20 protein-coding genes are annotated in these 24,323 nt (G+C 48.8%); 14 read left to right on the top strand and 6 right to left on the bottom strand.

Annotated elements, in window-relative coordinates; genetic code table 11:
* Positions 1-28: 28 nt before the first annotated feature.
* The 4 genes from Q0W37_RS04370 to Q0W37_RS04355 form a co-directional block, all read right to left on the bottom strand.
* The gene (locus tag Q0W37_RS04370) at positions 29-1,963 is read right to left on the bottom strand and encodes a glycosyl hydrolase (protein ID WP_297699140.1); all 1,935 of its coding nucleotides are present in this window, start codon (positions 1,961-1,963) and stop codon (positions 29-31) included.
* Between the two features lie 69 nt (positions 1,964-2,032).
* Positions 2,033-3,793 carry a glycosyl hydrolase gene (locus tag Q0W37_RS04365; RefSeq protein WP_297699138.1) on the bottom strand — a complete coding sequence of 587 codons (1,761 nt, stop codon included), beginning with the start codon at positions 3,791-3,793 and terminating at the stop codon, positions 2,033-2,035.
* Between the two features lie 157 nt (positions 3,794-3,950).
* On the bottom strand, positions 3,951-5,852 hold the full coding sequence (locus Q0W37_RS04360; RefSeq protein WP_297699136.1) for a glycosyl hydrolase: 1,902 nt from the start codon (positions 5,850-5,852) through the stop codon (positions 3,951-3,953).
* 177 nt (positions 5,853-6,029) lie between these two features.
* Complete coding sequence (locus Q0W37_RS04355; protein ID WP_297699134.1) at positions 6,030-7,055, bottom strand: aldose 1-epimerase; 1,026 nt, start codon at positions 7,053-7,055, stop codon at positions 6,030-6,032.
* Positions 7,056-7,231: 176 nt separating this feature from the next.
* On the opposite strand from Q0W37_RS04355, the gene mnmE reads away from it, so the two are divergent.
* From mnmE to Q0W37_RS04305, 10 genes are all read left to right on the top strand, one after another.
* Entirely contained in the window at positions 7,232-8,635 is a 1,404-nt protein-coding gene (mnmE, locus tag Q0W37_RS04350; protein ID WP_297699132.1) for a tRNA uridine-5-carboxymethylaminomethyl(34) synthesis GTPase MnmE, read from the top strand.
* Positions 8,636-8,651: 16 nt separating this feature from the next.
* The gene (locus Q0W37_RS04345) at positions 8,652-9,497 is read left to right on the top strand and encodes a GRP family sugar transporter (RefSeq protein ID WP_297699130.1); all 846 of its coding nucleotides are present in this window, start codon (positions 8,652-8,654) and stop codon (positions 9,495-9,497) included.
* A 300-nt stretch (positions 9,498-9,797) separates the two neighbouring features.
* Positions 9,798-10,739, top strand: coding sequence for an aldolase catalytic domain-containing protein (locus Q0W37_RS04340; RefSeq protein WP_297699128.1), 942 nt, complete (start codon positions 9,798-9,800; stop codon positions 10,737-10,739).
* A 231-nt stretch (positions 10,740-10,970) separates the two neighbouring features.
* Positions 10,971-11,744, top strand: coding sequence for a phosphatase PAP2 family protein (locus Q0W37_RS04335; protein WP_297699126.1), 774 nt, complete (start codon positions 10,971-10,973; stop codon positions 11,742-11,744).
* A gap of 5 nt (positions 11,745-11,749) precedes the next feature.
* A complete protein-coding gene (locus Q0W37_RS04330; protein ID WP_297699125.1) occupies positions 11,750-13,066 on the top strand; it encodes a histidine-type phosphatase in 1,317 nt (438 codons plus the stop codon).
* Positions 13,056-13,541 (top strand): ATP-binding protein, encoded by a 486-nt coding sequence (locus tag Q0W37_RS04325; protein ID WP_297699123.1) that lies wholly within the window; start codon positions 13,056-13,058, stop codon positions 13,539-13,541. The genes Q0W37_RS04330 and Q0W37_RS04325 overlap by 11 nt, the downstream gene beginning before the upstream one ends.
* A gap of 283 nt (positions 13,542-13,824) precedes the next feature.
* Positions 13,825-15,783: a hypothetical protein gene (locus Q0W37_RS04320; RefSeq protein ID WP_297699121.1), complete on the top strand. Its 1,959-nt coding sequence runs from the start codon at positions 13,825-13,827 to the stop codon at positions 15,781-15,783.
* Between the two features lie 322 nt (positions 15,784-16,105).
* Entirely contained in the window at positions 16,106-19,972 is a 3,867-nt protein-coding gene (locus tag Q0W37_RS04315; protein ID WP_297699119.1) for an MBG domain-containing protein, read from the top strand.
* A gap of 38 nt (positions 19,973-20,010) precedes the next feature.
* Positions 20,011-20,154 (top strand): hypothetical protein, encoded by a 144-nt coding sequence (locus tag Q0W37_RS04310; protein ID WP_297699117.1) that lies wholly within the window; start codon positions 20,011-20,013, stop codon positions 20,152-20,154.
* Positions 20,129-20,275 (top strand): hypothetical protein, encoded by a 147-nt coding sequence (locus Q0W37_RS04305; RefSeq protein ID WP_297699115.1) that lies wholly within the window; start codon positions 20,129-20,131, stop codon positions 20,273-20,275. Before Q0W37_RS04310 ends, Q0W37_RS04305 begins: the two co-directional genes overlap by 26 nt.
* On the opposite strand, the gene Q0W37_RS15390 is transcribed toward Q0W37_RS04305, so the two are convergent.
* Together Q0W37_RS15390 and Q0W37_RS04300 are read right to left on the bottom strand one after the other, a co-directional pair.
* The gene (locus Q0W37_RS15390; RefSeq protein WP_367186238.1) at positions 20,269-20,673 is read right to left on the bottom strand and encodes a GNAT family N-acetyltransferase; all 405 of its coding nucleotides are present in this window, start codon (positions 20,671-20,673) and stop codon (positions 20,269-20,271) included. The two genes, Q0W37_RS04305 and Q0W37_RS15390, sit on opposite strands and share 7 nt — an antisense overlap.
* Positions 20,674-20,735: 62 nt before the next feature.
* On the bottom strand, positions 20,736-20,891 hold the full coding sequence (locus Q0W37_RS04300; RefSeq protein ID WP_297699114.1) for a hypothetical protein: 156 nt from the start codon (positions 20,889-20,891) through the stop codon (positions 20,736-20,738).
* Between the two features lie 510 nt (positions 20,892-21,401).
* Here Q0W37_RS04300 and Q0W37_RS04295 point away from each other — a divergent pair.
* The 4 genes from Q0W37_RS04295 to Q0W37_RS04280 all read left to right on the top strand — a co-directional run bounded on the left by Q0W37_RS04295 (position 21,402) and on the right by Q0W37_RS04280 (position 23,808).
* Positions 21,402-21,839: a hypothetical protein gene (locus Q0W37_RS04295; RefSeq protein ID WP_297699112.1), complete on the top strand. Its 438-nt coding sequence runs from the start codon at positions 21,402-21,404 to the stop codon at positions 21,837-21,839.
* Positions 21,840-21,875: 36 nt separating this feature from the next.
* Positions 21,876-22,313: a hypothetical protein gene (locus Q0W37_RS04290; protein ID WP_297699111.1), complete on the top strand. Its 438-nt coding sequence runs from the start codon at positions 21,876-21,878 to the stop codon at positions 22,311-22,313.
* A 2-nt stretch (positions 22,314-22,315) separates the two neighbouring features.
* On the top strand, positions 22,316-22,756 hold the full coding sequence (locus Q0W37_RS04285; RefSeq protein ID WP_297699109.1) for a hypothetical protein: 441 nt from the start codon (positions 22,316-22,318) through the stop codon (positions 22,754-22,756).
* Positions 22,757-22,995: 239 nt separating this feature from the next.
* Positions 22,996-23,808: a PD-(D/E)XK nuclease family transposase gene (locus tag Q0W37_RS04280; RefSeq protein WP_297699107.1), complete on the top strand. Its 813-nt coding sequence runs from the start codon at positions 22,996-22,998 to the stop codon at positions 23,806-23,808.
* Positions 23,809-24,323 lie beyond the last annotated feature (515 nt).

Genomic DNA, 24,323 nt, shown 5'->3' with positions numbered 1-24,323 from the left:
ATATTCCGATTTGGAATAACGTTTGGTGTTATTTCACCCTGATTCTTTGGGCGTAGCTTGCGTTTCCGATTTTCGCGCGGACAATGTAGTTGCCGCTTGCAATGCCGCCGAGGTCGAATTGGAGCGTCCCTGCGGGGAAATTTCCATTGGCTAGGCTTGCGACTTTATGTCCGAGCATGTCGAAAAGGGCGATGCTTGTGCGGCTTGCCTGCGGAACGGCGATGCTTAGATTTCTGCCCTGCATCTGGATGGTTACGTTGTTGGCGGTGATTCTTTTCGGGGCGATTGCGCTTGGGGCAATGATGGCGCCTTCGCTACTGGTGTCGGCTACGACCTTGTCCCAGCCGGGCATATCGTCGAGGGCGATAATGCGTTCGTCGTCCAGGTTCCGTTTCCACATTTCGGTCGAGGTCTTTTCCAGGAAGTTTCCGCTCCAGGTCTGGCTCCATGTCATCCAATAGCTCCAATAGGCCTTGTCCTCGGCAATGCTGTCGATATCGGGGATGGCGCCGTTTTCACTCAGGGCAATCATCTTGTTCGTACCCACGTCGCTTACGATTTTGTTGAAATAGTTCGCTCCAGAGTTGTGGTCATCCATCGGGTTATAGACATCGACTGCGACAATGTCCACGTATTCGTCGCCGGGGTACCATGCGGCGTTCAGGGCGGAATAGTCATAACCGAGAGACGGGTCGGTATTGATGTTCCACACCCAAATGAGGTTCTTGAGTCCGTTGGTGCCGACCATGCGGTTGAATACCAGGCGGTACAGCTGTACGTAGCATTCGGCGCTGCCGACGCCCCACCAGAACCAGCCACCGCTCGCTTCGTGGAGCGGACGCCATACGACGGCGATTCCCTTTTCCTGCAGTTGCTTGAAGTAGCCCGAAACAATATCTACGTCGGCGACGATGTCCTTGTATTCCTGCGAGGTCTCGTCGAGTTCCTTGCACTGAGCGTCCTTGAAGGCCTTGGTGTAGTTAAAGCAGGTATTGGTGTTCGAGGTTCCCATGACAGTATCGGTACAGCCGCTCGCGTTGAACCCGTTGTTGGGATAAGCGTCCTGGGTATAGAATACGGTGTCTTTGCCGACTTTCCAGTGCCAGGTATAGGTCGGGATGCCGCCCATTTTCCAAAGTTCTTCGGTCATGAGCAGATTGTTTTCGGTGTAGCCCTTGAACCAGCCTTCTTCATGGTGGCCGCCTGCGGCAAACAGCATGTCGAAGCCGCCGATGGCGGGGTAATGGCCGCTATGCTTGTAGAATTCGTCGATGTCCGTCTGGCCTTTCCACGAGACTTCTGTGTCGGAGAACTTGCAGGAGTCTGCGGGGGTGCAGCCACCGGGCGGAATGAGCCGCATGTTGCCGTAGTCGTAGTTGAAATTCTGGTCGCTGATCATCATGCCGCTGATGGTCTTCTTTAAGAAGTTATCGCGGAGGAAGGTCTTGACCTTCATTGCGCTTTCGGTGGCGTTCGGGGTCACCGGCAATGCGCTGATGTTGAATTCGGGGTCCGGGTGGCGTTCGACGGTAATGTAGTCCACGCCAATCGCCTGGTTGCCGACCGTAATCGTGTTTTCGCCGACCTTCATTTTGGCTGATGCCGACATTACATAGCTGGAATCGCAGTTGCGCGGGGTCATGAGCATGGAACCCACATCGACTCCGTTCACCGCAATTTTAGAGGTAATCCAGTCGAATTGCTTGATGAGTACTTTCGTGGTGATGTCGTAGACGGCTGTCTCTTCGACCTTGACGGTAAAGGTGATGCCGCTAGCATCGGCGGGCTTTGCGTACTTTCCACCCGAATAATCGGCATCTTCGACAACGGTTGCGCCAGCCAAATCTTCGGCTTCGTACGTGGTGGGGGCGGCAAATGCGGCCGTTACTCCCATTATGCCCATGAAGCACATTGTACTCGTTGATAGCGCGGTGCTGATGCGCGTCGTGAATTTACATCCCATAACAACACTCCTTTTTTTTGCTTTGCCCCCCCCTTACGTCATCCTCGACCGTCAGGGAGGGGGTCCATTTTACTTTACCTGAATTCTTGTGTTCTGCGAAAATCCGTTCCCCTGCATTTTTACAATATATTGCCCGGCTGCGATTCCGTTCAGTTTAATGCATGCGTTTGCGCCATTAACAATGCGGTTCATCACCTGATGGCCTTGCATGTCGAAAATCGAGACCTTTGCCGTTGAAGCGTTCAGGTTTACCTGTAAATCATGACCGACAAGTCGGATTGCGGGGGAAGCTATTTTCGCGGGGGCGATTATGGTCGTCTCCATTTCGTAATTATCCCAGCCGGGCATGTCTTCGAGCGTCAGGGTATAGCTGTTGTTCATGACCGTGTTCCAGCTTTCGGCCGTATTGTCGTTTGCCCAGCCTTCCATGGCGTAGTCGCCATACCATGGCATAAACCAGCTCCAGTTGGCACCATCGGCCTTCATCTCGTCGGGGTAGGGCACAGATCCGTTTTCGCTGAGCGCTACAATCTTTTTGCCGCCGAAAATTTCCTTGACAGTCTCAAAGCTGCCGATGAGGCTGGAGTGATTGGATTCGCGTGGGTAGTAATAGTAGTCGCGGCCCACAACGTCCACGTATTCATCGCCCGGATACCAGTCGAGGGCGTCGCTCGCTTCGTCGGTGGTCCACACCCAGATCAAGTTGTGCAAACCTTTCTGGTTCACGAAAATATCGAACATGAGCTTGTACAAAGCAACGCACGGCTTGGCGCCATCGGTACCCCACCAGAACCACTTGCCGCTAGCTTCGTGGAGCGGGCGCCAAAGAACGGCGACGCCTTCTTTCTGCAAAGTCAAAAGCGAGTCGGCGATCATTTCCATGTCGCGGACAATGGCCTTGTATTCATCGCTACTTGTTTTCCACTTGCCAGTGGATTCGTCGTAAGCCTTGTTGATACTGAATTCGGTGTAGGGATCGTTTCTGCTAGATTGCGTGTAGAACGCTTCGACTTCGTGCATCGGGTCTTTCCAATGCCAGTTGAATTGCGGAATGCCACCTGCTTTCCAGACCGTCTTTGCCATTTCGAGCGAAGCGTGCGTGTACCCCTGATACCATTGCTGGTCGGAATTCTTGCCCGAGGCATGCAAAAAGTCAAAGCCTACGAGAACCACGTTCTTGCCGCTAGCCTTGTTGATGTAACTGAGTTCGGTTTGCGTTTCGTAGTTTTGCGGGGTGTACTGGCCGTCATTTTCAAACGGGCGTTCCGTCATGACGCCGCTAATCACGTGCTTGCCGAAATTGGTGAGCAAGAAATTGTAGAGCTTCTGTGCGCTTTCGGTCGGTTCTGGCGTGACAGGAGTCGGAGAAATGCTCCACGGACTTGCCTCGTATTCCGTGAGTTCAATGTAGTCGAGGTTGACGTAACCCCAGCTGTGGATAATGCCTATTTTGTTTTCGCCTGCAGCGAGCTTGATTTTGCCCGCACCTTTGATGGTTGTGAATTCGTCGGAAATTCCAAAAGAAATCTGCCCCGCAGAAATATCGTTGACGGTCAAGTTCTGGATTTTGTTGGTCGAATTCGATGGCAACTGGTATGTGGCCCAAAGCGTGTAATAACCTGATTCGGGGACTGTCACTTTGAACTCCAAATCGCCGTCTTTCATGTCAACGGACTTTCCGCCCGAAGCTTTGGCATCTGTGATGACGACGACTTTGTGGTCGTTGGCGAGAACTGCGTCTTCGGCTTCTAAACGGATGGGGGTGGCGGCAAAGGTGAGCGTTGCAAAAGTGGCCGTTGCAACTGTCAGGGCAAAAGTCTTATGCATCATTATACAATCTCCAGGCAGGGCTTATCTTTCTTAAAATAGTTTAATTTCGCGCGTTGCGGTTGTTTGTAGCCTAAAAAGAAGAATCCCCGCGGACAACCATGGGTTAATCCGCAGGGATTCAAGGAGTCAGAATGAAAAGGGAGTTAGGAAACTCATTTTAGTTGCCGTTTCCGACCACGCTTGCTTTGACGAAACTGCCTTGTTCTACCGTGATTTTCTGGGCGGCATCAAAGTCGTTGATGACCGTAGCCCCGTCGACGGTGACGGCGTCGTAGTAGACGGTTCCGCTGAAGCCTTCGGCGTAGATTTCGATGTAGACCTTAGAAACGTTACCCATGAAGGCGGCGTAGTCGTCACCCGTGAGCACGACGTCTTCTTTGACTTCTTTGCCGTCGACGACCTTTGTCACGGACTTAGCTGTTGTCGTAAGGTCGATTTCGCAGGTGGTTTCCTGGCCTGCGTTCACCCAGCAACCTTCGGGTTGAGCCCATGCCCAGTCCGGTTCGCCCGTGAGGAAAGCTACCGTGAACCAGATGCCGGAAAGCTGGTTGGTGTTGTAGACCTTCATGGTGAGTTTCTGTGCAGAAGACATATCCGGGATATTGCTGTCGAGAATGACGACGTTACCCTTTGCGGTTTCACCGTCTGCAGCGGAGAGCTTTGCCTTCAGCCAGCCGTTTGTTTCGAGGTCTGCGGGGTAAACTTCTTCGATGTTGCGAGCGGTGTCAAGCGTTCCGAGTTCGTAGCCGACTTCGCAGGCGGCGACCGGCGTTGTAGAAATGGTGTAGCTGTCCCAGCCGGGCATGCTTTCGAGACTGATGGTGCAGGGGCTTTCCATGTTGGCTTTCCAGACTGCTTCAACCGTGTGGTCGAGGTACTTGCCGTCCCAAGTCTGGTACCACGGCATCCACCAGGCCCATTTGGTTTTGCTTGCGGCCATCACGGACATGTCGGGAATCGGGCCGTTTTCAGAGACGGCGAACATCTTGCCGTTGCCGTAGTTTGTCGTAAGTTCGGCATAGGCCTGGGTGTACTTGCTGCTGTAATCCCACACTTCGTAAATGTCGAGGCTGATCACGTCGTACTTGCTTGCACCCGGGTTCCAGTCGGTGTCGTTGGCGTATTCGGGGTTCCATACCCACACGAGGTTCTTAACGCCCTTTACAGAAACCATTTCGTCATAGACTAAGTTGTAAAGAGCCTGGAAGGCGGCGCCACCCTTGGTGCCCCACCAGAACCACTTGCCGCTTGCTTCGTGGAGCGGGCGGAAGATTGCTGCCACACCGGCTTCCTGCAGACCGAGGAACATGTCGGCGATTTCGTCGATGTCGCTAACGAGCTGCTTGTAAGTTTCGGATTCGGTATTCCAGGTGCAGTTTGCGGTGCAGTTGGGGTCTGCAAAGCCCTGAGTGAAATCAAATTCGGTAAATTCGCTTGCGTTGCCGGACTTGGTGTAGAATGCGTCGATTGCATCGCTCGGGTCTTTCCAGTGCCAAGTGAAGGCCGGAATACCGCCCTGGCTCCACAGGTCCTTGGCGGCATCGAGAGCCATTTTCGTGTAGCTCTGGTACCAGGCATCGCTACCCTTTACGCCGGTGGCGAACAAAAAGTCGAAACCGACGAGGGCGGGGTATTTGCCGGAATGTTCGTTGAACGAGACAACGTCGGGAAGTTCTTTGACGGTAGCGGTGCTCACGTCACCGGTCATCACGCCAGAAACGGTCTTTACGCCGTAGTTCGTGGCAAGGAAGTTATAAAGCTTCTGGGCGCTTTCGGTGGCACCCTCGGTCACGGGCTGGTAGCTGAACGAACCGGGTCTTTCGGGGGGATTCTGGCCGTTGTCGGGGTTGTTTGCCGTGGAGTCTTTTGTTGCGGTAGAATCGTTGACCGCCGTGGAATCGCTGGGGTTGGTCGCGGTCGAGTCGCTCGGGGTCACGGTCGGATTGTCGTCGACGGTGTCTGTTGGGTCGACGCTGCTGCTCGAATCGTCGGAACAGGCGATAAACGTGGTGGCGAGAGCTGCAAGGCCCAGGCTAAAGACGGTTTTTCTGATACTCATAGTAAGACTCCTTTAATTTCGACTAGGAAAATAGGTTATAAAGTGGTGAATTCAAAGAACTTTTTGACACCTGTTGAACAAAACGTTGGGGTTTTCTCAACAAAAAGTCCGTCGGGGCAGACGGACTTTGAAAAATGCTTTTTTTCGCCTTTTGGGGCCAATTTTAGGGCCGAAACTTTAGAGCTCGATGCCCTGCTTTTCGTGGAAATTGAATCCGAACGTGAAGGAGCGTTCTTCGCCGGGCGGAATCACGATCAGGCCACGGTGGTGGTTTAGCACGTCGGGCTCGGAGGTCATGGGCTCGATGGCGATGCTCATACGGTCGGGCGGGGTATAGATCTGGATGGCGTTGTACTGTTCGTGGCCGGCCTTTTGCCAGATGTCAAGCTCGTAGCGGTCGCTTTCGAGTTCGGCGTGGACATTGTTGATAAAGTCGGAGTCGGCGGCATTCAGCTCGGCAACTTCCTTTTCAAGGCAGAAACAGTCGTTGATAAATTCGTCGTAGATCTTGCGTCCGTTGGTGAACCTCGGGTCTTCCTTGTATTCCCCGGTGGGAATGTCGGCCTTGTCCAGAAGGGCTCGCGATGTTTTCGGGAGTTTCAGGGTAAGGTTGTCGATTTTTTCGCCCAAGGTGAAGTAGGGGTGCCAGCCTTCGGAATAGGGCATGTCGGTTTTGCCGATATTCTGTACGGTCGAGGTGACGGAGACGCTTTCACCTGTAAAGGTGATGGAGTTCGTGGCACGGAAGGGGAACGGGAAACCGGCGAATGCACCCGGCCAGTCGCAGGTGAATACGGCGGTGCAACTTTGCGAGTCGCTTTCGTAACTTTCGAACAGCCATTCCTTGTCTTGCAGGAATCCGTGCAGGGCGTGCGGAGCCCAACTTACGTTGTTCACAAGCTTGTATTCGTTGCCTTTCCAGTTGAACTTTGCAAAGGCGGTTCGTCCGGCGAAGGGGGTGAGTCTGCACCCGGCGTTCGTATCGGGGGCAGTTTTCCGGAGAACGGATTCGTCCTGGTAGCCGAACAGCAGGTTGAGCGAAGAAGATGTGCGTGTGTTCAGGGCGTTGTCTACGGGAACGCTCCATGCGTTGAGTCCGCAACCGTAGCCGCTCAGGATTTCGATTTCAGCTCCGTCTTCGCGCTGCAACACAAAGCGGGGGAGCGTTCCCAATGGACGAAAAATCAGCTTAAATTGATTCATATAGAGCTAATCTATAAAAAATCGGGAAAAAATGTGTCATTGCAATAATCATGTAAGAAAATAAACCCTTACGTTGTGATGCTTTGCACAGGGGGTGTGTTCCCTAAGTGCCTATCCAATAACCATTTTGGGGCTTTGTCGCTAAGTTCTGTCAACTTTTTTTTATATTTCGGGGTATGGATTCTCTGACGATCGTTGCACCGATGACGCCAATGGGCGTGAGTGCCGTGGCTGCACTCCGTGTGAGTGGTTCGCAGGTGCGTCGTGTCGTTGCGGAACTGTTCGGGGAAAAGGCGGCATCTTCGCTTGTCCCGCGAATGGCGAATTTGGGGACCGCTCGCGATCCCAAGTCGCACAAGGTGCTCGATAGCCTATTGTACATTTACTTTGCGGCCCCGAATTCGTACACCGGTGAAGATGTGCTGGAACTTTACCCGCACGGAAACCCGCTAATCGTTCGCGATTTGTTGCAGGCGATTCGTGGCATCGAAGGCGTTCGCCTGGCAGAACCCGGTGAATACACGCGCCGCGCTTTCCTGAACGGAAAAATGGATTTGACCCAGGCCGAATCGGTGGCAGACGTCATTCACAGCGCAAACCGTGCCGAACTCGAAAATGCCCACCGGCTCCTTTCGGGGGCTCTTTCCAAGAAAATTGCGACCTTGACGGCGCAGGTCAAGGATATCTCGGCCCGCCTCGAACTCGATGTGGACTTTGCCGAAGAGGAGGCCGACCCCGATTACAATGGTTGGCAGGAAAAGTTCGAAAACATCCGCGAATCAATCAAGGCTATCCTCGAAAGTTTCCGCGGCAAGGCTAGCCTGAGTAGGCTACCGCTTGCGGTTTTGTACGGGGCGCCCAATGCGGGCAAGTCGAGCCTTGTGAACGCTCTCCTTGGAGAAGACCGCGTGCTCGTGAGCAATGTTCCCGGTACGACGCGTGATTTTGTGGAAGTTCGCCTGTTCTTGGACGGTGGTGAAATTCGCCTGGTCGATACGGCGGGAATTGCCGACAAGGCTACCGATGAACTCGATGCGCTCAGCATGAAAAAGTCCCGCGAAATTCTCGACGAGGCTGACCTGAAAATTTTGGTAGTGGATGGTTCAGACGAGAGAACGGGCGGAGCCCTACAGACGAGAGACGAAACAGTCCACCCGGATTTTACGGTGTACTCCAAGTGCGATTTGGCTGTAGTTCGGCAAAAGGTCACTGAGCTTGTTGATGTGCACCAACCCGACCAAGGTCCCCGAGCTTGTCGAGGGGCCGAAGGATCTCTTAGCATCTCCTCGAAAACCGGCGAAGGCCTTGCCGAACTCAAGAGTGCCATGAACGCAGTCTTGTTCAAGAAAACCGAAAACGCCGAAGACCTCTGGATTACGAGCGAACGCGAAAAGTCCTGCCTCGAAGAGGCCCTTGCGGGAGTCGACCGGGTGCTTGCCCAGTTGCGCGAAAATCCGGCGGTGGAGCTTCTCGCTTTCGAGATGCAGCTGGTGCGCAGGGCGCTTCAGAGTATAACGGGCGAAATTTCGTCCGAAGATGTTTTACAATCAATTTTCGCGGGGTTCTGCATTGGAAAGTAGTTACATTGGCGCGTTGATGTCCATCTTTATTTTCGGCACCTACATGGTTCCCCTTAAAAAGTGGCCGAAGTTTTCGAGTTGGGCATTCCTTTCGATGATGACTTGGGGCGTGCTCGTGAGTGCGCTTGTGGTTGCTTTTGTCACGGGAACTTTCAACTTGAGCCCAGTGGGAATTTTCTGCGGTTTCTGGTGGGTGATTGGCGGAACGTTCTGTTTCTGGGCGGTCAAGGCCGAGGCTGACCTTGCGGGAGCCGGTGTGCGTTCCATGGGAATGAGCATCTTGGCGTCGTTCCTTTCGGGGGTGTTGCTGTTCCACGAAAAATCCGCTTTTGCACTTTCGATTCCTGCGATTGTTTGCTTTATGGTGGGGCTTTCGCGGCTTTCGCCTTCGCACGGCGGTTCGATTTTTAAGAACTGGCGCTCGTTTCTGGGGGGCCTTGCTTTTGGTACGTACCTGATTCCCTTTAAACTGGCTACGGCGTCGGGACTTCAGCTGACCGATGTCGAGTTCATGTGTCCGTTCTCGATAGGCATTTTTATCGGAAGCCAGATTCTGCTTGCCATTCTCCAGATTCGTCGTCGCAAGCTGTACTGGTATCCGCTGGCTCCGAGCGTCACGAGCGTTCTGGCAGGATTTTTCTGGATGGCGGGTATGCACGGCTGCTTCTGGGCTATTGATCCGGATGGGGCGCTCGGCTATGCAATCGGTTATCCGCTCACGCAGCTGAACCTTTTGGTGAACCTTGCCTGGGGCGTTTTCGTGTTCGGCGAATACAAGACTGCCCGCGAACGAATCAAGTTGCTCCTAGCGACGTTCATTATTCTTGCGGGTGCAGTGCTCCTTACCCTGTCGAAGGGATAATTTTAATTACGCAGAATGTGCGTTAAATATTGAACGGGGGGCGCGCCTCTATTTCGATTCCTACAGAATTTTGGTTTGCTTGTAGTCGAAAATGAGCCCTTTTTGAATGGTTAAGAGGTTGGAACTCGCTATTGTTGCTTCTGCAAGTCATTGAATTTTACGAAATAGCCGTGTTTTGAATTTAATTACGCAAATTTTGCGTTGAAAATGTAGTTTTTTGAACGGATTATTCTCGTCCTCTTGACTTACGTCCTTGCAGAACCTATCTTTGCCTGCGAAAGTAAAACAAAAGGTAAAACCATGTACTACGAAAGCATCAAAGTCCTCGACTGCACCATCCGCGATGGCGGTCTCGTCAACAAGCACGACTTCTCTCTCGAATTTGTGCGTCGCCTCTACACGCTCCTTTCCGCCGCCGGCGTGGACTATATGGAAATGGGCTACAAGAACTCTCCGGAGCTCTTCGATCCCAAGGAATATGGTCCGTGGAAGTTCTGCGATGATGATCTTTTGTGGAAGGTAAAGGACGGCATCGATTCCAACATCAAGATGGCCGTGATGGCTGACGTGGGCCGCGTGAACATGGACGCCGTGAAGCCCGCTAGCGAAAGCCCGTACCAGATGTTCCGCGTGGCAAGCTACGTGAAGAACATTGACAAGGGTATCGAAATGGTGAACGCCTTCCACGAAATGGGCTACGAGACGACCCTCAACATTATGGCCGTGAGCCGTGACCGCGGTCCGGAACTCGACGAAGCCCTGCACCAGGTGAACGAAGAATGCAAGGCAGACGTGCTTTACCTCGTCGACAGTTTCGGCGCTTTCTACCAGGAAGATATCGATAAGGAACTGGCCCGTTACAAGAGCATCGTGAAGGGCAAGAAGTTCGGTTTCCATGGTCATAACAACCAGCAGCTCGCTTTCTCCAACACGATTCAGGCCATCATCAATCATGTGGATTACCTCGACGGTTCCGTGTCTGGCATGGGCCGTGGCGCCGGTAACTGCACCACCGAACTGCTCCTCGGCTTCCTCAAGAACCCGAAGTATGACCTGCGTCCGGTGCTCGATGCCTACCAGGAACTGTTCTTGCCGCTCAAGGAAAAGTACGAATGGGGTTACATCATTCCGCAGATGATTACCGGTATGCTGAACCGCCATCCGCAGGATGCTATCGCCGTCCGTAAGACCGAAGACCGTGACAACTACCGCAAGTTCTACAATCATATGATGAATGATTAAAGACCGGATTGGCTAAGCCCATCAAGGTTCTTACTCTGGAGCCAATCCTCTCGCAACCGCCCCCAGTTAACACCTGGGGGCTTTGTTGCTCACAGAGGAGCCGAGCGTCGCGGAAAAATGCTTGCACTTTCGTATTGGTGAGCCGACGAGTCGCGGCCTCGCGCAGCGAGGCCCACGACTGATCATTTTCGATATTATTAAAGTTCGCCTGGTTAAGCCGGGCGCTTTTTTTTGGTATTTTTTAGAGAAATGCTTTACCTCAAGAAAACTTTTGCTGCTATAGCCCTTTGCGGGGCTGCCTTGGTGAGCTTTGCCGCCGATGTCAAACCCTATGTAGATGCTGATGCGCTCCCGAATGCGCTGAATTTTTACCCGGCGCCTCCCGATACCACGTCGCCGCAGTTCAAGTACGACATTTCGCAGTACGAGTGGGGCAAGGAAATGCGCCAGGATTCTGCACGTGTCGCCCTTGCGATTGCTCAGACGGTGGAAACTGTTGCCGAGATGGCCAAGCTGTTCAGCGAACCCTTCGGTATGGAAATCTCTGCGCAGAAGACTCCCGCCATTATGAACCTGCTTGAACGCGGGGTCAGGACGCTTAAGCAGCCGGGAAGCTATCCCAAAAGGTATTACAATAGGCGCCGCCCTTACGACCGCTTTAACGAACCGACGCTTATGCCCGCTGACGAAGAAAGACTGAGAACAAACGGATCCTATCCGTCGGGACATACCGTTCGCGCGTGGGCGATGGCATTGCTGCTGGTCGAGGTGAATCCGGCCGCTCAAGATGCTCTGCTGAAATACGCTTATGAATGGGGGCAGAGCCGCGTGATTGCCGGATTCCACTGGCAAAGCGACGTGGACGCCTCCAAGGTGCTTGTCTCGGGCGCCTACCCGAGCCTGCATACAAACGAAGCCTTTATGGCCGATATGCGCAAGGCCCAGGCCGAATTCAAGAAGCTGAAGGCTGCAGGGAAAAAGAAAACTGAAGGGACGAAAAAATGACGAGAATGAATTCTGCGCTATGGGCAATTTCGTTTGCTGGGCTTTGGGCTCTTTCTGCCTGCAGCGATGGTGATTCGTCTAGTAGTGCGTCCAATAGTTCTTCTGCCGAAAAACAGTGTATCGCCAATTTTGACTGCGGCGACTATTCGCTGGAAGGTGTTGTTGTCTTGAGCCGCCACAACATTCGTGCTCCGCTTTCTGACAGCAAGTCAACCATCGGTCAGCTTACGCCTCATGAGTGGTACGCCTGGCCCGTAAAGCCCAAGAGCCTCTCGCCGCACGGGGAACTCCTCGAAGAAAAAATGGGTGCCTATTTCCGCGAGTGGATTTCGCAAAACGGTCTGAAGGCCGCCCTTGAAAATCAGGGCGACGCCGTGCGCATCTACGCCAACTCGATGCAGCGAACCATCGCGACCGCGACGCATTTTGCGGCGGGCATGTTCCCGAAAGCGAATGTGGAAATTGAACATCACTGCGAAGTGGATGTCATGGATTCCATTTTTACGCCGCAGTTTACGTTCCTGAACGATGACTACAAAAAACGCGCCTTGAAACAAGTCGAAGATATGTTTGGCGATGGCTCGCTTGCGGGAATCGGCCGGAAACTGACTGAAAATTACGCCTTGCTCGGCTCCGTCTTGGATATGGAAGAAAGCGTCAGCTGCAAGGAAAAGCAATTCTGCGAATTCGATACCGACGATACAGAATTTATCATGGAAGTCGGCCGTGAACCGAGCGTGAAAGGTTCGCTCACAACGGCGACGGGCGCTGCGGATGCGCTCGTGCTGCAGTACTACGAAAATGCTGAAGAAAATGCCGATTTCGGGCATAACCTGACTGTCGCGGAATGGGAAAAAGTCTCTGCAGTCAAGGACTTTTATGGCGATGTGCTGTTTACCGCACCCTTGGTTGCTGTGAATGTCGCGCGTCCGCTTCTGAAAGAAATCTTGAGTGAGCTGAATGCCAAGGGGAGACTGTTCTCATTCCTGTGCGGGCATGATTCCAATGTCGGTAGCGTCTTGGCCGCTCTCGGTGTGAGCGACTATACGCTCCCCAAGACCATTGAATCTAAGACCCCAATCGGAGTAAAGTTTGTTATCGAAAAATGGCGCGGCAAGGACGGTGTCGAATACGCCAATATGAGTCTGGTATATCAAACGACGGAACAGCTGCGCAACATGACGACCCTTTCTCTCGAAACTCCGCCGGAATCGTACAAATTAACATTTGATGGCTTGTCCGCAAACAAGGACGGTCTCTACAAAATGACGGATGTCGAAAGTCTCTTCGAAAAAGTAATCGCGAAGTACGATGAATTGTAGTGGCATTTTGCCGGGAATGGTCCGCCTAAACAACATCCGCCAAATCCACTTTTCGCGAAACCCCAAAATCGCACAATTCATGCACGATTATGAATTAGTCAAGGAATTTGGCGAAGGTGTCGATAGAATGTTTCGAGAAATGGAGGCTGCAGGCAATCCTGCCCCCGAATACAGACAATGTGATTTCATGCTGAAAGCCACCTTGATATCATCCCATAACGAAAAATCTAACGACAACAATGAAGATGGCAAGGGTGGTCTGACAGGTGGTCAGACAAATGATACGGACCGCACGGCAGTTGTGTTGCAAGCGATAATAAATGACCCTTACATCACCCGAATAAAACTTTCCGAATTCATGGGAATAGCCCCTTCTGCAGTCCAGAAACACATCAACAAACTGAAGAAACAGGGGATAATCAAGCGAAACGGCGGAGATTTCGGTGGACATTGGGAAATCTTAGAGAAGAAATAAGCACTAAAAAAGCCCCCTTTTGACACCCACTCCAAATTTTTGTAACTTTTTCATATGCTTTTGATGGCCCCTGACTACCCACGGTGCTTTGACCTCGACAGTATGTCTGCCTTGACTTTGGCGGACCTCGCCCCTGCGTCGCTAGGCACGAATTTTGCAAGGGTGGGGGGGGGGCACAAATGTTCACTAAGAACTAAAATTTTCAAAATACAAACTAAAAGTCAACACCAGACGGTTACGCTGTTTGGTGTTTTTGGCGTTTAAACCATAAGAAGGAAAAAATATGGAAAAAAATTATTTTATAGCAATTGTTCCTGAAAACGAAGAAACTTTTCAAGAATCGGCCAAACATGGGGATGGAACAATCGATTGTTCTGGCGAACGTGAAGCTATTTATTGCAGAATTCATAATGGGGATGAAAATGGAAATACAACTTATAAATGGGGTGAAATCGTTCTTGTAGATGCGGAAAATAGAAAAATTATTTCTGCTTACAAAGGTAACGAAATTACAAGTGATTTTAAATTATCCCTAACAGATAAAACCAGTACCGAATTTGAAAAAGAAAGTCGCAGTGACTGGATTGCTGCATCTGATTATGTCATGACTGGAAGAATCCACAAAGGGGATGAAAATGGGAAAAGTACAATAATATCAAAAAAAATAAATATTCAGTACAAAGACACGTCTTTGGATTTTAACATTATAAAAAATGAACATCAAACAGTAAAAGAAAGTTCTGGCGAAATAGTGCAGTACCCCATTGAAAATTGCATAGACCCCAATGGTAACGAAATAACACTTTATCTGCCAATAATTGGAAGGACTCATGAAGGAGACGAAAATGGAGATACAACTACGATGTTTGCCATGTATTCGTCCGACGTTCCCGAATATATGCCTCGGTATTGTATGATTGGGCGTTGTCATAGTGGTGATGAAAACGGAACAACTCAAGTAAAATTCGCTGCAATTACATTACCACAACGTGCTAAGGATTTAGGCTATGATGAAGTTTGGTTAGCAAATGCAAGTTTTCTTTCACAAAAAGAATCTGCTTCCGATTTTATTTTAAAAACGAAACCAGCACAAGTCATTACACGCAGATTCCATAATGGAGATGAAAATAAAGACACAGGATACTATTTTGCTGAAGTATGGGCAAAAAAAGATGGACGAGCTGCACCTCTGAGCTGTGCCATTGATATAGTTGACGTTTACACAGAAAAAGAATCCAATGGTTGTTGGGTTGAAAAAGAAGGCTACGTCATAATTGGTCGTAAACACAATGGTGATGAAAACGCCCCAACAATAACACGATTTGCAAAATTATACCTTATGGCACCCAAAGTCAAAGATGGTAAAATAGAAGAAGGGTTTGAAGCCATTCCACTTGAACTTACAGATACACAAATATTGGAACAAAAAGAAAGCAAATCCGATTTTTACATAGATAAGGTATCTTTTGCAAATCAGTTCAAAGTACATTATTCCCCTGCTTTCTCGGAAAAATTTAAAAAAGTAATGGATCACGTATGGGTTGAAAGTGTAAATCCTAAAGGTGTATTTTGCTGTAACGGTTCTACAGAAGGCGATGATATTGTTCAAATAGCAAATGTTGATGGCGATGCCTATTCAATAATGGATCAATGCCGTGGGAAAAATGATTTCACGAACATGACATACGCTCTTGATGGAGTATGCCATCAGGCCGCAAACCGCTTTATATATCCAGTAAGTGGAACCCTCATTATAAAAGGCGATCATCCTAAGGCATACGGACTTTCATGCTTTTTCTATGGAAAATTGGGCAGACGATATTCTGATTGGTTCAACAACACCGTTGTACCTGCAATGCGCAATATTAATGACCAAAAAAGCGTAGTTAAAAAAAGCCAAATTAAATATTTGCAAGAATCAGTACAAGAATTGTTATCAGAATATTCTATTAATTTTGATTATACAAAACTCAAACATATACAGCAGTTCTGGTTGGATAATTCCAATAAAATTGCCTCTAAATACGGAATTACTAATTCAAAGCAAAAAAATTCATTTTCTGAAGATTGCATAAGAAATTTTATTTCCGAATTAATTGATCTTCAACGTACATCTTTGTTGGTACTAAAAAATACTATCGGAGAACAGTTGTTTAATATTCTAAATGACGGACAATCAGAAATTCCCGATATTATAGATGTTCAAACCGCAATCGATTTCTTTTGCAAGAAAAAAAGATAGAGGTTAAAATGAATACCTTTGTTTCCTTTTTCTTTCTCTTCATGCGTTTCGATGGCAGCACATCAACATCCAATTATTTCTCTATGTCAATCATTGGATATCAAGTTATCAACAATCTGAAGAAGTAAGAGAATATGAAACAGATTCATTAAATATTTACGAAAAAACATCCCCGCCCTTCGGCATGTTTAGGACAGGCTCGGGCGGGGATTTCCTTCCCTTGCGTCATCCTCGACCGTTAGGGAGGGGATCCAGTGCAGAATTGTCTTGCTTTTATCAAAATAACAACCCCTAAATTCTTATGAAATCCAAATCACTTTTTTTGACATTCCTTCTCCTTCTCTCCATGCTTTCCACCGCATGGGCGGATGAAATAATCACCATTGTGGCTGATGGTCAAACAATTTCCGATGCTACAACATGGGAAAACAGCACAGTCAATATTACGGGCAGCGGCAAGGTTACTTTTTCCAAGCGTATTACCATCAGCGGCGATGTTACGCTGAACCTCGGTGCAGGTGCTACCCTAACTGCATCTTTTGGCATAACCGTAAATGAAGGAAACAGTCTGACGATTGCTGGCGATGGAACTCTTAATGCCGGAGCCAATAATATGTTTGCCGCAATAGGAGGAACCTTTAGACAAAACAGTGGCACTATCAATATTACAGGCGGAACCATCAATGCAACAGGAAAAAATGGTGGTGCCGGTATCGGTGGTGGCGACTCCGGCTCTGCTACAATTATCAACATTAGCGGAGGAAATGTCACTGCGACGGGCGATAGTTGGTCTGCAGGTATTGGTGGCGGTTATAAGGGCAATGCTGGTATGATTACCATCACTGGTGGTGTTGTAAGTGCCACAGGCAATTATAAAGGCGCAGGAATCGGTGGCGGTGGCGATTCGGAAAATCCTGGTGACGGCGGCACAATTACTATCAGTGGTGGTCAGGTTAATGCAACCGGTGGCAAGGATAATGGTAACCCATGTGGTTATGGCATTGGACCGGGCAAAGGTTCTTCAATAGACGGCACGTTAGGTACCATCTCATTGTCGTGGACCGAAAGTACGGACTTCATCAATGCGAGCAGTTACAAAGGCACAATCAGTTTTGAGGACGGTAAGCGTTTCTATTACGATGGGACTACAGACTATGTCACGGCGGATGAACTTGCGAATAAACTAAATCAGAAGATCGTCCCGGCAGTGGCAGACAACAATTCGCTTGCTTATGCCGATATTCAGATGCCGCTCTATTACATTACCACGAACGGAACTGCGGTCGATGTCAGTTATGATGTATATGACTACAACGGCAACAAACTGACACTGGGCACACATTACACGGCTGTCATCAAGAACAGCAGCAACGAGGAAGTTTCGACCTTTGATCAACTGGGCGACTATACGCTGACGGTTACAGGAACAGGAACGACCTACACGGGCAGCAAGTCGGTTACATTCAGCCTCGTGGAGTGGGACGCAAATTTGTCGGTAGATGGCAGTGACCATTACATCAACTTCCCCAACGACGGAACAAAGAAGACGGTTTACCTCGGCAAGGACCAGACCATCAAGGTATATGATAGCGAAGGAAAGAATGGAAACTTGGTGCCTTCCGACGGACGCCTGATGCTGTATGCTCCGGAGGGATACACTTTGGAAGTAACAGGTAAGACAGATGCACAATTTTATGCATCTGGTGAATATTTGACTTGGCTGAAGGCATACGACGGCAATGATGAGACGGAGACGGCACTGATTACAAAGATAGATCAGAATAGTGAAAACATTTTATTTGCCAGTGCGGCAGACGGGATGCTAATGAGATTTTATGTATACAATGGTCAAAGTGCTAAAGAAAAATACGGACTTGATTTGACGGTAAGGGTAGTCGAGGCTACACCGCACAACATCACCGTGGGAACGGCAGATAATGGTAGCATCGCAAGCGACAAGACATCTGCCAAGACTAACGAGACCGTTACGCTGACCGTGAATCCCGCAGATGGCTATCTGCTCAAGCGCATTATCGTCACGGATACGGATAATGGTACGACTCTTTCAACCATCGGTGAAGACCATTGGTATTCGGGTAGCAATACGGTGACATTCAAGGTGCCCAACAAGAACGTCACGATAACGCCGGAGTTTACGAACGACCTAACCGCAAGCGGTTTGTCAACAATCAGCATATCGCCAGATGGCGTAAAAGAATGCGTAATCCCAGAGGGTGTTACATCGTTTAATATTGGAGGTTCGCCTGTGAAAAATGGTGCTTCCACCACGGTGCTTCAAGTGCCCAATGGCTACCGTTTGCTGGCTGCGGGGAATGTCAAATTCTATGGTAATAGTTATGATGACTCTGAATTATGCATATATGACGGTGCGGACATATCAGCTACATTACTTAAGAAAAAGATAGGATATATCACTTATAACAATGGAAACCCAGACATCGGCACGCAGATATCATCGTCAAACTATATGACGATATATCTCTATGAACAAGATATATATAATGTTAGTTTTACCGGAAAAATCAACATGGTGTACAGCATTGACTACGACCTTGCTGGCGGTAGCGTGGCGATAGAGAACCCTGCGACATACACCTACGATACAGACACCTTTACGCTAACCAATCCCAGTAAGACGGGTTATAAGTTTGTGGGGTGGTCAGGAACGGATCTCGATGCAGCAAATACAAGCGTAACCATCGCAAAAGGCAGTTACGGAAACCGCACCTACACTGCGACATGGAAAAAACCGCTAACGAACTCAGACATCACCATCGCCGCCATTCCCGACCAGACCTACACAGGCTTGGCAATTGAACCCGAAGTTACTGTAACTGATGGAGAAACTCCACTCACGCTCGGCACGGACTACACGGTTTCATATTCCGCCAACATCAACGTAGGCACAGCTACCGCCACTATCACCGGCATCGGCGATTACAGCGGAACAGTTGAGAAAGAGTTTGCCATCACCAAGGCTCCTTTGACAATCACCGCCAAGAACAAGACAATCGCTTACGGCGATGAACCTGCAAACGACGGCGTTGAATACAGCGGCTTTGTCAATGGCGAAACCGAAAGTGTCTTGAACGGAGAACTTTCGTATAGTTACGACTACGCAAAACTTGACAATGTAGGCACATACGCGATTACTCCTAGCGGCCTGACCGCCGACAACTATGATATCTCATTCGCAAGCGGAACGCTGACCGTTGAACCGAAGAAAACCGATTTCGCCGCAGTCCAAATTCTCGAAGACGAAAACGGTGCTCGTGCGATAATTGACGGAGATTATACGGCCGACAATGCCGCCGTCAATATTCCCGAAAACATCGAGGTCGCATCCGTCGAGTTCACTCGGTCGTTTACGCCCGAAGTCTTTGCGACCGTCACCTTCCCATTCGAGGTGAATACGAGTTGCCTTACGGGCGTTGACTCCATCATCGAATTCCAGGGCATCACCGCAGATTATGAAGTCGATTTCGGCGTCATCTGGAAAAAAACGGAAAACGGAGAACAAACGCACATAACACTGCAACCGTATCACCCTTACATGATTTCGATGAACTCCACCAAGCTCGGCATCAATTGCCAAGATCAGGAACATACTTCCTTGACGCTCAAGGCGACAAGCGAAGAGGCTGCCGAAGATATTGTGCAGAGATACGGAAACTGGATTTTTACGGGAACGCTCGCCTACAAGCAGTGGCAGGCAGGCGACCCCGACCTGACTCCGACAAGGGTTGTCTATGGCTATGCTGCGGAAGCTGACGGAAAATACGGTGTCGGTGCATTCGTAAGGATCGGGAGCGACGCGTCCATCAGCCCGTTCCGCGCATATATCAAATACAGCCCACTCCCCCAAATGAGCAACAAGCCCGCCCCGGCCCCGGCAGGTGTCATGATGGCGAACTCTGCGGTATCGGGCAATGCGACAGCAGGCATCGACAACCTCCCCGAAAGCATGGATGTCGTTATCGTCAGCAAGGACGAGAACGGCAACGAGCACACGACCGTCATCGGCAGCATCAACACGCGCACGGGCGAAATCCGCTTCAACCGCCACACGGCTGACCGCTGGTTCGACATGCAGGGCCGCGTGCTCCAAGGCAAGCCCTCCGTAAAAGGCCGCTACCTGCACAACGGCAAAGTGGAAATCGTAAAGTAGAAACCGGGAACTAGAAACCTATAACCTAAAACAGACCTATGAAAAACGAAAACAGCAAGAAAGAATACCGCGCTCCCGAAATGAGCGTCATTCAGTTGAACCATCGTATTGACCTGCTGCAAGACAGCGGTTATCACAAATCCCTGGGAATGATCGATGAAAACGAATACGACAGAGCCTAAAAAGGAATACGTCAAGCCCAAAATCGAGACGGTCGAAATCCTGCATGAAGCACGCCTTTTGTCCGCCAGCAGCGACGGCCCCGATGATTTGCCGGACCAGATGGACCTAAAAGTTCACTGATTTCGGACAAGATACAGCGAAGAACCTCGGCGACGGGGTTCTTTTTTAGTCCAACGCTTGCCCCTTCTTATATAAAAAGGACTGCATCGCTGCAGTCCTTTAAATGTTTTTAGATCCTTCGGGAACAAATCGCAACACATCATGCGAGTGCGTAAAGGTTCGCTCTCGTGCAACTGTAAACTAGCTCGCTCTTCGTTTTCGGATTTGAAAATGAACGAAAACTCATTATTCCCATAGAATTTTAAGACAGATTGGGCGTTGTAGGCGTCAACAGCAAGAAACCTGCAAGCAGTCTTATTGTGAGAGTCTGAAAACCAAATCTTTAGAAAGTCCAAAATTTCTGAACCGATACCATGTCCTTGAAAATCCTTGCTTACAGCAAGGCGACCGATTAGCACCGAAGGATAGTTGTGGATCAGCCTTTATCAACCTGCAGTTGGTCGAAAGATAATTCATTTGGCTAAATCTTCGCTGTTTTGAGAATAGAAAGGGTCGCCTTGGCCTTTTTAGACAGGTCAAGCTTTCTATTTGCCCTCAGCATACGGTTCGCTTTCTTCACGAAGCGGTTTGCCGCAGCGTTTTCCAAGACAGGTAATGGACGAATTGCTAATGCCATACCCTAAATATAGATTTTTCAGGTCAAAAAGACAAGCGTTAGGGGTTTACGCACTATTTTTGTTCGCTATAAGAAATTTCCAAAGAAAAACATAACTTTTCGTAAAACAAATTTTGCGAAAAAAATGCGGTTTTTTGAGGGGGTAAAAGCCTACTAATACATAGAAGTCGCCTGGCGGGCGACCAAAATCGGCAACAGACGGCCTAAATTCATTTTGTTTTTGAATAAGTAGAGCAGACGATGCTATATTTATGGAGACATAATGATTTTAGAGTAGAATCTTGTTCCTGTATTGAAAAGTCTGGTAAACTTGAAGTTAGCAGGGAGCAGGACATCGCTCGCACCCATGTGGTGCGGGTCGTCTGTTGCTTATCGCTAACGGGTTACCAGAGCCTTCAATACGTAAGCCTGCGACTTCGCACCTTTTTTGTATCCCTAAAAATGTGCGAACATGGCAAGGCTAGGTTCAAAATCCTCTCGCAAGCCGCCTTTGGCGGAAAGGAATAATGTATGAAAAAAATTGCGATTGTAATGATTTTCCTGTTGTCTGCATTTTCATTTGCGGAACAATGCTATTTCCAAATAAGAAGGAAAAGCTACGATTCGGGTACAACGGTCAAGAAAATATCTTGCGAAACAATGAAGAAAATCTATCAAGATATTCGATTCTACGATAATCAAGGAAATAACTATGTTCGCAAGTATGAGCAACAGATTGGCAAGGAAGGCAACCTTATCGTAGAGGGAAATGGATACACTTCGATTATGAAGTTCTACTACGCATTAGGAGAATATAGGTATTACGGATATATCACATATTACGGCGGAAACGTGGTGGAATGCACTACTACGACAAGTACTGGAGTTTGCGATCAAGTTGAATATACGGAGTTTGGAAATTATTTGCGTGATTTCCTGAGTTCGTCGGCAAGGAAGAAAAGTAGATAGTTTGTCATTACAATGCGTTTAACAAAGGAGTGAAAAATGAAAAAAATCCTAATCGTAGTCGCCTTTTTGGCGTTCTCTCAAATACAAGCTTGGGCACTCTCTTGTCCATTGACTAGCTACGAAAGCAGAAAGGAATTTCAATATAACGGCGTTCGCTTGATATGCGATTATCGGAACGGAAGTTTGAGTTCGCGGTTTCAGCAAAACGGCAGTGAATCTGAATCTATAGATTACTATTCAAATGGAATGCCTCGTGAATACAATCTGCGATCTACGAATATGGGAGGCGGTCTCTACATATCAAATAAAAAGTACAACTCCTCAGGAATGATGATCCATAATACCTTGATGAGCGGAAGTTATGGTTACGAATGCTCTTATGCGGGTGGCTATCGGATGAAATGCATAAGTTACGAGAACGGTGCTGGTTATGATTCTTCTGTAGAATATGCCTCTCAATATGAAGGAAACTAGTTATGTCCTTCATTGACGATATGTTTTCGCCGCATCCCCAAAGGGATGAAGTGCTTTTTGCCGTAGTCAGTGGCGGAAATTGGGGACGTTTGCCTTCTGGATACGTCTTGTGTTCCGATGGACGAATCTTTTTGTATAAGAAAGCCACGTTAAACACCTCATGGAATCTGCTTGGAACGAATTCCAAAATGGCAGAAGAGGTTGCGGAGTTAATAAAGGTGAACGACAATCGGATTTCGGCGTTGCCGGAGGATACATTTTGCCAAGGCATTACGGATGGCTGCTTTACAGAAATCCTTTTTTCGGGAAAACACTGTGTGTCGTATATGATAGAACATTGCCCTGATACAGAAGAAATTATCTTCTGGCACAATGAAATCGTTCGTTGCATTAGAGAATACGGTTATCTTCAAGATTATCCCCTTCTGAAACGGCGTTCTTAAGAGAATGACTAAAAGAAAAAGACGCAGGCTCAATGAGTCTGCGTTTTTAATTTTATCGGATGTCACCCTGGAGGGAGCCCGCAGGGCGACCGATAGGGCTATTTTTTGTTCTGCATATGGATCTTTGTTGATTAAATACAGATTTTACAAAATTTTTACAAAAATCTTGGCTTTGAAGGGCTGAAACAAACGTGTTAAGTAATAGGGACTAGCCCTAATTTAACACGTAAGGAATATTCATGAATATTAAGTCTTTTGACGACCTTGACATTACGGACCCGATTATGTTCGGGCTCGTATTCAGCAACAAGCATATCGCGAAGCCTTTTATTGAGCACTTGCTGAACATCAAAATTGATCATTTGGAAACGCCAATTCCAGAGGCGGTTTTGAGTTACGATGCAGAACATAAGGGCGTTCGTTACGATGTCTTCGCGCGGGAAACCAATGAAAACGGCGAAACGGTTCGTTCCTTTGATTTGGAAATGCAGATGGTTGATACCAAGGAACTCCCGCAGCGTGCTAGGTACTACCAGAGTGTGGGCGATGGCGTCGCGCTTTCGAAGGGCGGTTATTACACCAGTCTCAAGGAACAATATGTCATCTTCTTGTGCCCTATGGATATTTTTGGACGTGGACTTCCCTGTTATCATTTCGAAAACAGGGCAAGTGAAGATCCGAGTATTACTTTGGGAGACCTTTCTTACAAAAATTTTTATATCTTTAAGAAGTACGAAATGTTTACAGACCCGGTTGTCAAGGCGTACATGAAGTACTTTGCGACTAGGAATGCGGACTCTCGTGAAACAAAAACCATCAACGACCAGGTGTCTCTTTACAAGGCCGATACTCTCATTAGGAACAAGTATATGACTTACGAATTCGACCTTCATGAAAGTGAAGAAAAGGGCAAAACCAAAGCTCAAGTTGAAACTGCTGTAACCATGCTTGCAGATGGTGAACCTGTCGAAAAAATCGTCAAGTATTCGCGACTTTCCGAAGAGGAAGTGCTTAAATTGCGTGAATCTAGTATGGAATCGGCAGCAAAGTAATTTAAGATTGTCCCGTAAAAAACGCCTTGCTACATTTCTGTAGCAAGGCGAAATGTTTTAGATCCTGCTCCTTCGAACCTATATGAGACTAGACTCTTCAGAGTCTTAGTCGAATTATCCTCTATGGGGATAACTCAACTAAGGCTACAAGTAGCCAAGTTTCGTATATCGACTTCGGCGCAACGCGCCTCCGTTCAGGATGACAATTTGCGATTAGCGAACAACCTTGCGATCTTCTGCGGTCATTTCGAGGAACTGGGCGACGGTCATCTGACCCTTGGGGACTCCTTCGGAGTCCTTCCCGCTCGCCTCGGTCATGCCGGTGTGCAAACACCCCGTCGCGACACTCGGCTTGCACGCTTTCCTTCACGAGGGCGCAGAAGTCAGCCACTTCGCTTGCGATTATTTTGGGCGTTCCCCACTTCGTGGGTTGGGCTATATTCTGGGGGCAATCGACTGCACTTACGCTTGCCGCTCACCTCCCAGAACCAAGCCTCACTACGCGGGTCTTGTCC

The sequence above is a fragment of the uncultured Fibrobacter sp. genome, assembly GCF_947166265.1.
Taxonomy (GTDB): domain Bacteria; phylum Fibrobacterota; class Fibrobacteria; order Fibrobacterales; family Fibrobacteraceae; genus Fibrobacter.
This window is presented reverse-complemented; position numbering and strand designations above follow the sequence as displayed.